The organism is Variovorax terrae (genome assembly GCF_022809125.1).
Taxonomy (GTDB): domain Bacteria; phylum Pseudomonadota; class Gammaproteobacteria; order Burkholderiales; family Burkholderiaceae_C; genus Variovorax_A; species Variovorax_A terrae.
The window spans coordinates 2,342,122-2,355,458 of record NZ_JALGBI010000001.1 but is presented as its reverse complement, the minus strand read 5'-3'; the positions used below and the strand labels follow the sequence as shown (position 1 = coordinate 2,355,458).

The following is a 13,337-nucleotide window of genomic DNA, read 5'->3' as shown; positions in this document are numbered from 1 at the left end:
TGCGGTCAGACCGCGCTGCGATGCCGTTCGATGCACATGTCGAGTGTTTCGGCGCCGGGGCGTTGCCACCAGTCGAGTGCCGAGAAAATCTCAACCTCGCTGAAACCGGCGAAGCCCGTGTCCTCGACCCAACCGCGAATTTTCTTCAGCTCGACCACGCCATCGCCCATCATGCCGCGGTCCGAGAGCAGGTCGCGCGTGGGCGTGAGCCAGTCGCAGACGTGATACGCCAGCAGGCGCTCGCGGCCGGCGCGGGCGATCTGCTGTTGCAGCTTCGGGTCCCACCACACGTGGTAGATGTCGAGCGCGACGCCGAGCATGCCGCTCCTGCCGGCATCGAGTTCGTCGCAGAGGTCGAGTGCGTGTTCCAGCGTGTTGATGCAGGCGCGGTCCGCCGCCTGCATGGGGTGCAGGGGTTCGATGGCCAGTGGCATGCCGACCTGGCGCGCGTACTCCAGCGAGGCCGCGATGCCGTCGCGCACCTCGCCGCGGGCGCGGGCGATGTCCTTGTAGGCGGCCCGGCCGTCGAGCGCGCCGGGCAGCGCGCCGACCACCAGCACGAGGCAGGGCGCGTTGAGCGTCTTCGCTTCGTCGATGGCGCGGCGGTTGTCATCCAGCGCGGCCTTCAGGCCCGCCGCATCGGGCGCGGGGAAGAAGCCGCCGCGGCAGTAGCCCGAGAGGCCGATGCCATGCGCTTTCAATTGCTTGGCGACCTGGTCCAGCCCGGCGGCCGCCACCTGGTCGCGCCAGGGGCTGATGGCGCGGATGCCGCGCTCGGCGCACTGGTCGATGATGCGGGACAGCGGGACCTCGGCGCCCGACTGCTTGCGCACCGTGGCCGTATTGATCGACAGCCAGTCGTGGTTCTGCGAGAAGTCGCGCATGGTCAGTGCCCGCCCGGCCGCCCGAAGGGCACTGAGCGCCCCCCTGGGGGGCAGCGATACACGAAGTGATGAGCGTGGGAGTTCATGGATTCAACCTTCCACGCCGTGGATCGCGAGCAGCGTCTTCATGCGCCGCACCGCCAGCTCGGGCTGCTCCAGCAGGTTGGCCGCGTCGGCCAGGCGGAACAGTTCGGCCAAGTGCACGAGCGAGCGCGTGCTCTGCTGGCCACCCACCATGGTGAAGTGGCTCTGGTGGCCGTTGAGCCAGGCCATGAAGACCACCCCCGTCTTGTAGAAGCGCGTGGGGGCCTGGAAGATGTGGCGCGACAGCGGCACGGTGGGGCCGAGGATGGCGTGGAACTTCTCGGTGTTGCCCTCGGCCAGTGCGCCCAATGCGGCGCTCGCTGCGGGGGCGATGGCGTCGAAGATGCCGAGCAGCGCATCGCTCTTGCCATGCGTGGGTTCGCCGCCGTAGCCGTCGCCGGCGATCAGCTCGGCGTAGTTGAAGTCGTCGCCGGTGTACATGCGCACGCCCGGCGCGAGGCGGCGGCGCATGGCGATTTCCTTGTCCTTGTCGAGCAACGAGATCTTGATGCCATCGACCTTGTGCGGATGCGCCGCGATGATGCCGAGCGCCGTGTCCATGGCGGCATCGGTGTCCTGCGTGCCCCAGTAACCGGACAGCGCCGGATCGAACATGTCGCCGAGCCAGTGCAGCACCACGGGCTGCTTCGCCTGGCGCAGGATGCGGTCGTACACGCGCTCGTAGTCGGCCGGGCTCCTGGCCACGCGGGCCAGCGCGCGGCTGGCCATCACGATCAGCTTGCCGCCGAGCGCCTCGATGGCCTCCATCTGCGTCTCGTAGCCGCGGATCACGTCGTCGACGCTCTTCACCTCGTCGAGGTTCAGGTGGTCGGTGCCGCAGCCCGAGGCCACTAGCGCGCCGGGCACATCCCTGGCGGCGTCGAGCGAGCGGCGGATCAGCTCGAGCGAGGTGGGCCAGTCCAGGCCCATGCCGCGCTGGGCCGTATCCATGGCTTCGGCCACGCCGAGGCCGAGCGACCACAGGTGGCGGCGGTAGGCGAGGGTGGCGTCCCAGTCCACGGCGGCCTGCAGCCAGGGGTCGACGGCGGCGCGCGGGTCGGCCACCACGTGGGCCGCGGAGTAGGCGATGCGGTTGAAGGCCACGCCCGGTGCGGGCCGCACCGGCGCCGTGCCGCGCAGGGCATGGGGCTGCAGCGCGCCGGAGGCGGTGGGCAACTGGAGCGTCAAAGGCATGTTGATTCCCTTTTTTAGTGTCAAATGGGGCAGAGGTCCGCGCCCTGCGGTCGTTTCTTGCTATTGAATCTGTAGTGCGGGAACGTCGATCCAGCGGCGTTCCTTCCAGCTTTCGAGCGCGGCTTCGACCAGCTGCACGCCCTTGGCGCCTTCGGGCAGGGTCCAGTGATAGGGCGCGTTCTCCACCACGTGGCGGATGAAATGCTCCCACTGGATCTTGAAGCCGTTGTCGTAGAACTGGGTGTCGGGCACTTCCTGCCACTGGTCGAAGAAGGGGATGGTCTGCTTCTCGTCGGGGTTCCAGACGGCGCGCGGCGTGTTCACGCGCGATTGCGCGCGGCAGCTCGTCAGGCCGGCCACGGCTGAGCCGTGCGTGCCGTCCACATGGAAGGTGACGAGGTCGTCGCGGCGCACGCGCGTGGCCCACGACATGTTGACCTGCGCGATCACGGGTTCGCCGCCGTGGCCCTTGAGCTGGACGGTGGCGTAAGCCGCATCGTCGGCTGTGGCTTCGTAGGGCTGGCCGTTCTCGTCCCAGCGCGTGGGGATGTGCGTGGTGCCAAGGCAGGAGACTGACTGCACTTCGCCGAACAGGTTGTCCAGCACATAGCGCCAGTGGCACATCATGTCCAGGATCATGCCGCCTCCGTCCTCCTTGCGGTAGTTCCAGCTCGGGCGCTGGATCGGCTGCAGGTCGCCCTCGAACACCCAGTAGCCGAACTCCAGGCGCACCGACAGCATCTTGCCGAAGAAGCCGGAGCGGCGCAGCATGTCGAGCTTGCGCAAGCCGGGCAGGAACAGCTTGTCCTGTACCGCGCCGTGCTTGATGCCCGACGACTGCGCCAGCCGCGCGATCTCCACCGCCTCGTTGAGGTTGGTGGCGATCGGCTTCTCGCAGTAGACATGCTTGCCGGCGCGGATGGCCTTGGCCAGCAGCGTGGGGCGCATCTGGGTGGTGCCGGCGTCGAAGAACACGGTGTCGGCCGGGTTGGCCAGCGCGGCGTCGAGGTCGGTACCCCAGCGCTCGATGCCGTGGGCCCGGGCCAGCGCCTCGATCTTCTCGGCATTGCGGCCGATCAGGATCGGGTCGGGCATGACCTTGTCGCCGTTGGACAGGGTGACGCCGCCCTGCTTGCGGATCGCGACGATGGAGCGGATCAGGTGCTGGTTCATGCCCATGCGGCCGGTGACGCCGTGCATGATGAGTCCTAGTTTCTGGGTCGGCATGGGGTGGATTCCTTGTGGTGGCAAAAAGAGAGAAGAGGAATGGGACGGAAGTTGAAGAGATGAAAAGATCGGGCCGCCGGGCGCCATCGCCCGCGGGCAAGCCGCTCAACCCAGGGGCTGCAGCCCGGACCAGTCCGGTTGGGCCTGGCTGGCAAAGCCCGGGGCGGCCAGCGAGGACAGGTCGAGCAGGCCCTGGTGGATGGCGAGGCGCACCTGGCCGTGGCTGTGCTCGTAGAGCCCGGGCTGGGCCTGCAGGAAGGCCTGGGCCTCGGCCGCACTGGCGCCCTGGCCGGCAAAGCCGTTGACGTAGTGGTGGCCGTTGCGCTCCACATGGGTGAGCCCGAGCAGGTTCACCAGGGCGAGGTCCTGCTGCACGGCCAGGCCGGCCTGCGTGGTCAGGTCCTCGGCCGACATGAAATAAGGCGTGCCGCCGCCGGTCGCGGCACTGGCGGCGTTGAGCTGCCGGCAGCGCGCGGCATTGAGCAGCGAGCGGTAGAAGCCCTTGCAGTTCTTGCTGGAGACGCCGGTGTAGCCGCAGGCCAGCGCCTGGGGGAAGGCGTCGAGCGTGCTGTCCGATTCGTCGATCAGCACCGGGATGTCGCGCGCCAGCGCGCGCACATCGCTGGCAAGTGCCGTGGCGCGCGGCAGCGGTTGTTCGACGTAGAGCGTGGCCCCGGCCAGGCGGCGCAACGCCGGCGTGGCGCGCATGCGCTGCCAGAACCGCGCCGCGGCCTCGGCATCGGCGAACTGCTCGTTGCCGTCGAGCGTGACCACGTAGTCCGGCAGCGGCTCCAGCACGGCGGCGATGCGGCTCAGGCGCTCGATGTCCTCGTCGGGCTTGCCGTTGACCTTGAGCTTGAAATGGCGGCAGCCGGTGGCGGCGACCACTTCCTCGAGCGTCTCGGGCAGGCCGTCGCCGACGCGCGCCTGCACGTCGGCGGCGGTGATCGGATCGACCAGGCCGACGGTGTGGCGCAGCGCGATCTGCGGCGCGGGGGTGAGCGAGGCCAGAAATGCGTCGAGCTCGAAGCCGGCCAGATCGGGCGTGAGCGAGGCATCGAGGCCGGCCGCGTTGCGCTGGATCGCTTGGTAGAACGACAGGCCTTCGGCGCGGCACAGAGCATCGAGCAGGGCGCGGTCCAGCAGGGCTGGACCGAAGCAGGCTACCAGCGGGTTGAGCTGCTGCCTGGCGGCGGCATCGATCTGGGCCCGGTAGTGCGCGGCGAAATGGCCGAAGGCGGTGCGTTCCGCGGGCTCGGCGAGATAGGCCTCGCGCGCTAGCCGCAGCGAATCGCGCAGTTGGTTGAAGTTGTCCTCGTTGCTCAGCGCGAGGTTCTTGTCGAACCACTTGGGCGCGAGCAGCTCGGCCGAGCCGCCTTCGGCCTCGCGCCCGTCGGCGGTGCGGATGCGCACGCGCACGAAAGCCTGCGGGCAGGCCGTGAGCGTGACCACGCCGAAGCGAAACGGCAGGCGCAGCACCACGCCGCGCTCGTAGAGGTCGATGGCCAGGATGCGGAAGGAAGGGGGCATGTCAGTTATCCATGGCGCTGCGCGCCTTGCGCGGCGTATGAAACGGGCGCTGCCCATTCCAGCAATACCGCGGAACCGGCTTTGCCGGGCCGCTGGTATCGCCCCCTTGAGGGGGAGGCGCCGCAGGCGCTTCGGGGGTGTTCCATTTCAGAATTTCAGGCCAGCGATTCGCGCAGGCCCTGCAGGTAGCCCGCGGCGAAGGCGGCCGCGCCGGGGCCGTCGGGCTGGTAGTCGAAGGGTTCCACAGCGATCGTGCCGCCGTAGCCGTTGCGCCGCAGCGCGGCGAGGATAGGACCGAACTTCATTTCGCCCTGGCCGGGGGCGCGGCGGTTCGGGTCGTTGACCTGGATGTGGCCGATCAGGCCGGTCGGCAGCCAGCGGTCGATCAGGGCGGGCACGGGCTCGGCTTCGCCGAGGCCGGCCGCGCTGCAGTCGATCATGGTGCGCAGGTGCGGGCTGTCGATCTGCGTCACCAGCTCGGCCGCCTCGGCCACGGTGTTGAGCACCGAGGTTTCGTGGCGCGACAGCGGCTCGATGCAATAGACCACGCCGTGAGCCGCCGCGGTCTGCGCGATATGGACCAGGCCGTCGCGCAGCCGCGCCACGGCCGTGGCATGACTGTCGCCTGGCGCCACCTCGCGCTGGCGCGGCGAGCCGTGCACCAGCACCGCGCCGCCGAGTTCGGCGCACAGCGCGGTGAGGCGCTCCATCACGTCCAGCGTGCGGCGGCGCAGGGCGGCATCGGGGCTGGTGAGCGACAGGCCTTCGGGCTTGACCAGCAGCCAGTGCAGGCCGGTGACGACCAGGCCCGCGGACTCGACCGTGGCCCGGATCCTTGCGGCCTCGGCCGGCGTGAGGCGCTCGGGCGCATCGCCGAGCGTGAAGGGCGCGATCTCCAGGCCGTCGTAGCCGAGCTGGGCGGCCAGCTCGCACTGCCGCGCCAGCGGCAGGCCGGCCAGCACTTCATTGCACAGGGCGATCTTCATGGGGCCGTCACCGCAGTTCAGGCGCGCCGGCCCAGCAGGGACCTCATCTGGGCGCCCGCGGCGCCGGTGAAGCGCCGTACCCTCGACTTGAACGCCGGCACATACAGCAGGATCATGAAGATGGTGACGGCGGCGAAGCCCATGCAGATGGGCCGCGTGAAGAAGGGCGCGAGGCTGCCGTCCGACAGCACCAGGCCGCGGCGCAGGCTCTTGTCCAGCAGCGGGCCCAGCACCAGGCCAAGCACGAACGGCGCCATCTCGTAGCCGCGCCGGCGCAGGAAGAAGGCGCCGATGCCGATGGCCAGCATGGCATACACGTCGAACAGGCGCGAGGCCGAGGCAAAGGCGCCCACGGTGCACAGCAGGAAGACGATGGGCATCAGGATGGAGCGCTTGACGCGCAGCACCTGCAGTAGCGGGCGCACGCCGAACAGGCCGAACAGCAGGATGGTGATCGAGGCCAGCGTGGTCATGGCCACCACCTCGTAGATGAACTGCGGGTGCTGGATCATCAGCATGGGGCCAGGCTGGATGCCGTGGATGATCATCGCGGCCATCAGCACGGCCGAGGGCGCCGAGCCGGGGATGCCCAGGGCCAGCGAGGGGATGATGTGGCCGGGAATGGAAGCCATGTCGCCGGTCTCGGCGGCCATCAGGCCGTCGATCGAACCCTTGCCGAACTGCTCCTTCTCCTTGCTGGCGGCCTTGGCCGCGGCGTAGGACATCCAGGCGCCAGCGTCCTCGCCCACGCCCGGCAGCAGGCCGGTGAACACGCCGATCACGCCCGAGCGCAGCACGGTCCAGCGGTACTGGATGATTTCCTTCCAGCGCGGCAGCACCGAGTCTTTCAGCTCCACCATCTTGCGCTCGATGGGGTCGGACAGCGTGGTCAGCACCTCGGCCAGGCCGAAGGCGCCCACGAGGGCGGGAATCAGCGAGATGCCGCCCGACAACTCGTCCCAGTCGAAGGTGAAGCGGTTGTAGGCGTATAGGCTTTCCTGGCCGACCTGGGCCACCAGCAGGCCCAGCAGGCCCATCAGCCAGCCCTTGAGCGGGTCGTTGCCGACGATGCTGCCCGACATGGTGACGCCGAACAGCGCCAGCCAGAAGAATTCGAAGGCGCCGAAGGACAGGGCCACCTCGGCCAGCAGCGGCGTGAACATGGCCAGGCAGACCACGCCGAACAGGGTGCTGACGAAGGCGCCGGAGGTGGCGATGCCGATGGCCCGCCCCGCTTCTCCGCGCTGCGCCAGGGCGTAGCCGTCGGCGCACGAGGCAGCATTGGCGGCGGTGCCGGGGATGTTGAGCAGGATGGCGGTGCGCGAGCCGCCGTACAGCGCGCCCACGTAGGAGCAGATCAGCACCAGGATGGCGTCGTTGGCCTGCAGCTTGATGGTCAGCGTGGTGAGCAGGGCGATGGCCAGGGTGGCCGACAGGCCGGGCAGGATGCCCATTACGATGCCGACGAAGGCGCCGCCCAGCCCGTAGGCCAGGGTCATCGGGTTCAGGAAGCTGAGATAGGCGTGTCCCAGGTCGGACAGTCCTTGAAGCATGGCGGGGCTTTCGGGAAGGAACTCGGGAGGTTCAGGGCAGGTGGACCAGGAACAGCTCCTGGAACACGAGCTGGGTGATGACGGCCGACAAAATGCCGATGGCCAGGGCCTTGACCCAGGCGCGCGGCGTCAGGCGGCGCTGCTGCGGGTCGGCGTGCAGGCGCTGCAGGATCAGGATGGCGGCGGTGACGTAGATCGACGAGGCCAGCCAGAAGGGCAGGCCGTGGCCGACCAGGACGACGGCGTAGCCCACGCACAGGCCGATGACGATCCAGATGCGGCGCCGCTCTTCGCGCTGGTGTTCCGTGCGCGGCGCATCGGGCTGGGCCAGGCCGCGGCGCCAGCTGCGCAGGGCGAGCACGCCGCCCAGCAGCAGCATCACCAGCCCGAGCAGGCCCGGCAGCAGGCCCGGCACGGTGACCGGGTTGATGTTCTGCGCCTCCAGGCGGTCCATGCGCAGGGAGCCCACCAGCGTGGCTCCGCCCAGCACGATCCAGCCCAGCGCATCGCGGAAATCCGAGCGCGGCGGCTGGTGCTCGTCGTCGGTCAGCACGGGATCGGCCATCGTCCTCGGGTCCTCAGGGCTTGGGGATGCCGACGGTGTCGGGCGCGACCTTGGTCTTGCCGCTGGCATGCAGGTTCCAGGCATTGGCCTGCACCGCGGGGAACACGGCCTTCTGCGCGGCCTCGCCGGACAGCGGCAGGAACAGCGCGCCGCGGCTGGTGGCGTACTTCTTCAGCGCCTCGCTCTTGGGAATCTGCTCGTTCCAGATCTTCTCCACCGTCTTGACCACGTCGTCCGGCACGCCCTTGGGGATGAAGATGCCGAAGTAGTTGGCCGGCGCGCTGAAGCCGGGCACGGTCTGCGACAGCGGCGGGATGGTGCCGAAGCCTTCCAGTTCCAGCGGCTTGTCGCTGACGGTGGCCAGCGGGCGCAGGCGCTTGCCGCGGATCATGTCGGCCTGCTCCACGGCGAGCTGGGTCGTCATGTCGGCCTCGCCGGCCACGGTGGCGACCACGGCGGGGTTGCCACCGTCATACGAGACTTCCTTGTACTTCACGCCCGTGGCCTTGACGATCTGGTCCATGGCGGCGTGGGCGGCCGAGGTCACGCCGGCCGTGGCCACGCTGATCTGGCCGGGCTTGGCCTTCATGTCGTCCAGCAGCTCCTTGGCATTCTTCCAGGGGCGGCCGGGGTTGACGCCGATCACCTGGATGTTGGCGACATTGAGGAACAGGTGCCAGTCCTTGATGCTGGTGTTGACCGAGCCCAGGGTCTGGTAGGTGCCCAGGTCCTGCGCGGCGCCGGCGGTCCAGGTGTAGCCGTCCTTGGCGGCGTCGAGCGCGCTCTTGGTGCCGATGGCGCCCGAGGCGCCGGGCTGGTTGACGATGACGATGGTCTGGCCCAGGGCCTTCTCCATCTCGGCCGCGGCCACGCGGGTGACCTGGTCGGTCGAGCCGCCGGCGGCCCAGGGCACGATCAGGTTGATGGGGCGCGTGGGCTTCCATTGCGCCGAGGCGCCGGTGGCGGTGGCGCACAGCAGGCCGGCGATGAGCAGGCGGCGCAGCGGGGAGGGGGGCAAGGCGGTCTTCATACGGTGTGTCTCCTGATGGGTATCCGTTTAATTCACCATAGAGTGAATTGTAGAAAGCCGGATTTGACCGGTCAACAGGCGAGCCCCGGTCAACCCCTTAGTACATACCCTAGGATGACGTCGCACATGTGGGACAGCCGTTCGTTGCGGGCCTTGGGGGTCATCAGGCTGCGCCCGAAGATGGCCGAGAGCGTGTGGTTGTTCGAGAGGTAGAAGTAGGACAGGCCCGCGATCGAGACGTAGAGCTGCACCGGATCGATGCCGCCGCGGAAGATGCCGTCGATGCGGCCGCGCTCCAGGATTTCGCCCAGCGTCTGGATCAGCGGCGAGTTCATTTCCTGGATCTGCTCCGACTTGGACAGGTGGCGCGCCTGGTGCAGGTTGGCGCTGTTGAGCAGGGTGAGGAACTCGGGGTGCCGCAGGTAGTAGTCCCAGGTGAACTCGGTGAGTCGGCGGATGGCCTCCGGCGGCGGCAGGTCGCGCAGGTGCAGCTTCTGCTCGGCCGCGCGGATGTCCTTGTAGGTCTGCTCCAGCACGGCGAGGAACAGGTCGTCCTTGCTGCTGAAGTAGTAGTAGATCAGCCGCTTGTTCAGGTCCGCCCGCTCGGCGATGCGGTCCACCCGCGCGCCCGCCAGGCCGTGCTGCGAGAACTCGTCGCGCGCGGCCGCCAGGATGGCCTGCTGGGAGCGGTCGGCATCGCGCGAGCGCGGTTCCTGGGGAGTTTTCTTTGCAGTCGCCATGGGGTGTAATTTAACCAATCAGTGAATTAAAGCAAGCCGGAGAACATCCAATGAAGCGATTGTTCCGCAGCAGGCGGGCCGTGCCGCCCGCGCGAAGGCTGCAGGGATAATGGATTGCGTAACTACTTTTCAGTGGCAGGTCGGGCATGGCACAACGGACAGCGGGGCACCTCATCGTCGAGTGCCTGGTGGAGCAGGGCGTGGAATTCGTCTTCGGCGTTCCGGGGGAGAGTTACCTCGCCGTGCTGGACGGTTTCCATGCCCACCGGGACAGGATCCGGTTCATCATCAACCGGCAGGAGGGCGGCGCCGCCTTCATGGCCGAGGCCCACGGCAAGCTGACCGGCCGGCCCGGCGTGTGCTTCGTCACGCGGGGGCCGGGCGCCACCAATGCCTCCATCGGGGTGCATACCGCGTTCCAGGACTCCACGCCCATGGTGCTGTTCGTGGGCGACGTGGCGAGCGACATGCGCGACCGCGAAGCCTTCCAGGAAGTCGATTTCGCCAGCTTCTTCGGCCCCAGCACCAAGGGCTTTGCCAAGCGCGTGGAGCGTATCGATGATGCGCGGCGCATCCCCGAGTACGTGGCGCGCGCCTTCGCCACCGCAATGAACGGCCGCCCCGGCCCGGTTGTGCTGGTGCTGCCGGAGGACATGCTCGTCCAGGCGGTGAACGCGGCGCCGCTGCCGCGCGTCGAACCGGTAGAGGCCTGGAGCGACCCGGGATCGCTGCGCCGGCTGCGCGAGATGCTGCTGGCCTCGCAGCGGCCGCTGGTGATCGCGGGCGGCGGCGGCTGGACGCCGCAGGCCGCGCAGGCGCTGCAGCGCTTTGCCGAGAACTGGAAGCTGCCGGTGGCCAATGCCTTCCGCTTTCAAGATACCTTCGACAACCACCACCCGCTGTACGCCGGCGACGTGGGCATCGGCATCAGCCCGAAGCTGGCCGCGCGCGTGAAGGACAGCGACCTGATCCTCGCCATCGGCCCGCGGCTGGGCGAGATGACCACCGGCGGCTACACGCTGATCGAGGTGCCGCGGCCTAAGCAGGCCCTGGTGCACATCCACGCGAGCGCCGAGGAGCTTAACCGCGTTTATCAGGCCGATCTCGCGATCAACGCCACCATGAATGCCGCGGCGCGCTCGCTGGAGGTGCTGACCGCGCCCGTGGCCGTGCCCTGGGAGACGTGGGCGCAGGCCTGCCATACCGACTACGAGGCCAACCTCGTGCCGCAGGCGCTGCCCGGCGAGATCGACATGCCGACCATCGTCGCCACGCTGCAGCAGCACCTGCCGGCCGACGCGGTGCTGACCAACGGCGCCGGCAACTTCGCGAGCTGGGTGCACCGCTTCTTCCGGCACCATGGCCTGGCCAAGGGCCTGAAGACGCAGCTTGCGCCCACCGTGGGCGCCATGGGTTACGGCGTGCCGGCCGGCATCGCGGCGGCCATCACCACCGGCCGCGTGGCCTTCACCATCGCGGGCGACGGCGATTTCCTCATGAACGGGCAGGAGCTGGCCACGGCGGTGCAGCATGGGGCGAAGAGCATCATCGTGCTGCTCAACAACGGCATGTACGGCACCATTCGCATGCACCAGGAGCGCGAGTATCCCCGCCACGTGAGCGGCTCGCAGCTCCAGAACCCCGATTTCGTGGCGCTGGCGCGAGCCTATGGCTATGCCGGCGTGCGCATCACGCGCACGGAAGAGTTCGAGGCGCAACTGCTGGCGGCGCTGGCGCGGCCCGAGGGCACGCTGATCGAGGTGATGCTGGACCCGGAAGTCATCACCACGCGCGGTACCTTGTCCGGCATCACGCAGAGCGCGCTGGCCCGCCAGCAGGGCGCGGCCTAGCCTCACGCTTCTCATGTCCCTGACGCTTCCCACCTGCTCGGTGCGCCGCTACGGTGGCGAGCACAGCCCACATGAGCACGACCACGCGCAGATCATGTTTGCGCTGAGCGGCCGCATGGCGCTGGAGCTGAACGGGCACGCAGCCTTTGCCGATGCGTCCAGCGGCATCGTCATTCCCGCCGGCGTGGCGCACGCTTACGCAGCGCCGGCCGCTGCTCGCATGCTGGTGATCGATGCGCCCATGCAGCCCGGCACCGACCGGCCGCGCCGCTTTGCGGTGCGCACCGCCTGGCGCGATGTCTATGCCGGCATGGACGTGCAGGCCCTGCTGCACGAGATGCTCGGCATGCCGCGCATCCTGGCGCGCCGCAGCCTGGATACCCGGGTGCTCGATGCCGCGCTGGATGCCTCGCTGCACGAGGATTGGTCCACCGCGCGCATGGCGGCCCTGTTCTGCCTGAGCCCGCAGCGCTTTCACGCACGGCTGCTGGAGCTGACGGGCCTGAGCCCCATGGCTTACGCGCGCCGGCGTCGCCTGGAAGCGGCCATGCGCCTTGTCGCGCAGGGGCTGCTGCTCGATGCCGTGGCGCTGCGGGTCGGCTACCAGTCGGCCAGCGCGCTGTCGTTCGCGCTGCAGCGCGACTGCGGCTTCAGCACCCGGGCCTGCAAGCGCCGTTGCTGAACCCGCCGGCATGGCGCAGGGCGAGAGTTTCTCGACAGTGGCGCGCCGCAAACCCTGCATCATGCAGGCATGAAAAACGCTGCTGCCTCCGGTATCGCCCTGGTGCTGTGCGCGGCCGTGCTGTGGGGCACCACAGGCACGGCCCAGAGCTTTGCGCCAGCCGGCCTGTCACCCTACCTGGTGGGCGCCCTGCGCCTGGCCCTGGCCGCGCTGTTCTTCGCGCTGTACCTGCTGCTGACGCGGCCCTGGCTCCGGGCCGGATCGCCCGGCCTGCCCTGGCGCTGGATCCTGCTGGCGGGCCTGTGCATCGCCGCCTACAACCTCTGCTTCTTCGCCGGCGTGAAAGCCAGCAGCGTGGCGGTGGGCACGGCGGTGGCCATCGGCAGCGGGCCGATCTGGGCCGGCCTGCTGCAGTTCCTGCTGTCGGGCCAGGCGCCGCGCGCGGTCTGGTGGTGGGGCACCCTGCTGGCCGTGGCCGGCGGCAGCCTGATGGTGGTCAGCGGCGCGCAGGGCGCGCGCATCACTGGCTGGGGCATCGCGCTGTGCCTGGGCGCGGGCCTGAGCTACGCGGCCTATGCCCTGATCAACAAACGCCTGGTGGCGCAGGCCGCGCCGGCGCTGGTCACGGCCGGCGTGTTCACGGTGGCGGCGTTGATCGCCTTGCCGCTGGCTTGGAGACTGTCCGAGCCCACAGTGCTCGGCTTGGGCGGCTGGGGGGTGGTGGGCTATCTGGGGATCGTCGCCACCGGCGTGAGCTACCTGCTGTTCAGCAGCGGCCTGCGGCATGTCTCGGGTGCCACGGGCGTCACCCTGGCCCTGGGCGAGCCGCTGACCGCGTTCTTGCTGGCCATCGTGGTGGTGGGTGAGCGGCCGGGCCTGATGGCCTTCGCCGGTCTGGCTTTGGTGCTGGCGGGCCTGGCCCTGGTGATCCGGGCCGAACTCCGGTTGGCGTCCGCCGCGGCCGGACAATGAAAAAGGCCGCATCGCTGCGGCCTTCGAGCGGTGCGGAGCC

General features: G+C 69.1%; 12 protein-coding genes. 3 read left to right on the top strand and 9 right to left on the bottom strand.

Translation table 11 applies throughout. From position 1 onward, the window contains the following. Positions 1-5: 5 nt before the first annotated feature. The 9 genes from MMF98_RS11080 to MMF98_RS11040 all read right to left on the bottom strand — a co-directional run bounded on the left by MMF98_RS11080 (position 6) and on the right by MMF98_RS11040 (position 9,793). The gene (locus MMF98_RS11080) at positions 6-884 is read right to left on the bottom strand and encodes a sugar phosphate isomerase/epimerase family protein (RefSeq protein WP_243306325.1); all 879 of its coding nucleotides are present in this window, start codon (positions 882-884) and stop codon (positions 6-8) included. 90 nt (positions 885-974) lie between these two features. Next, positions 975-2,162, bottom strand: coding sequence for a dihydrodipicolinate synthase family protein (locus MMF98_RS11075; protein WP_243306324.1), 1,188 nt, complete (start codon positions 2,160-2,162; stop codon positions 975-977). Positions 2,163-2,222: 60 nt separating this feature from the next. Next, complete coding sequence (locus MMF98_RS11070) at positions 2,223-3,389, bottom strand: Gfo/Idh/MocA family protein (protein WP_243306323.1); 1,167 nt, start codon at positions 3,387-3,389, stop codon at positions 2,223-2,225. Positions 3,390-3,494: 105 nt separating this feature from the next. Next, entirely contained in the window at positions 3,495-4,919 is a 1,425-nt protein-coding gene (locus tag MMF98_RS11065) for an enolase C-terminal domain-like protein (RefSeq protein WP_243306322.1), read from the bottom strand. A 155-nt stretch (positions 4,920-5,074) separates the two neighbouring features. Beyond that, entirely contained in the window at positions 5,075-5,905 is an 831-nt protein-coding gene (locus tag MMF98_RS11060) for a sugar phosphate isomerase/epimerase family protein (RefSeq protein ID WP_243306321.1), read from the bottom strand. Between the two features lie 17 nt (positions 5,906-5,922). Continuing rightward, positions 5,923-7,458, bottom strand: coding sequence for a tripartite tricarboxylate transporter permease (locus MMF98_RS11055; RefSeq protein WP_243306320.1), 1,536 nt, complete (start codon positions 7,456-7,458; stop codon positions 5,923-5,925). A 31-nt stretch (positions 7,459-7,489) separates the two neighbouring features. Next, the gene (locus MMF98_RS11050; protein ID WP_243306319.1) at positions 7,490-8,023 is read right to left on the bottom strand and encodes a tripartite tricarboxylate transporter TctB family protein; all 534 of its coding nucleotides are present in this window, start codon (positions 8,021-8,023) and stop codon (positions 7,490-7,492) included. A gap of 13 nt (positions 8,024-8,036) precedes the next feature. Beyond that, on the bottom strand, positions 8,037-9,053 hold the full coding sequence (locus MMF98_RS11045; protein ID WP_243306318.1) for a Bug family tripartite tricarboxylate transporter substrate binding protein: 1,017 nt from the start codon (positions 9,051-9,053) through the stop codon (positions 8,037-8,039). 89 nt (positions 9,054-9,142) lie between these two features. Next, positions 9,143-9,793 (bottom strand): TetR/AcrR family transcriptional regulator, encoded by a 651-nt coding sequence (locus MMF98_RS11040; RefSeq protein WP_243306317.1) that lies wholly within the window; start codon positions 9,791-9,793, stop codon positions 9,143-9,145. A gap of 146 nt (positions 9,794-9,939) precedes the next feature. Here MMF98_RS11040 and MMF98_RS11035 point away from each other — a divergent pair, with 146 nt between their 5' ends. From MMF98_RS11035 to MMF98_RS11025, 3 genes are all read left to right on the top strand, one after another. After that, positions 9,940-11,643 (top strand): thiamine pyrophosphate-binding protein, encoded by a 1,704-nt coding sequence (locus tag MMF98_RS11035; RefSeq protein ID WP_243306316.1) that lies wholly within the window; start codon positions 9,940-9,942, stop codon positions 11,641-11,643. Positions 11,644-11,656: 13 nt separating this feature from the next. Then, positions 11,657-12,325 carry a helix-turn-helix domain-containing protein gene (locus tag MMF98_RS11030; RefSeq protein ID WP_243306315.1) on the top strand — a complete coding sequence of 223 codons (669 nt, stop codon included), beginning with the start codon at positions 11,657-11,659 and terminating at the stop codon, positions 12,323-12,325. 69 nt (positions 12,326-12,394) lie between these two features. Further along, positions 12,395-13,297, top strand: a complete 903-nt coding sequence (locus MMF98_RS11025) for a DMT family transporter (RefSeq protein ID WP_243306314.1) — start codon at positions 12,395-12,397, stop codon at positions 13,295-13,297. The last annotated feature ends 40 nt before the right edge of the window (positions 13,298-13,337 follow it).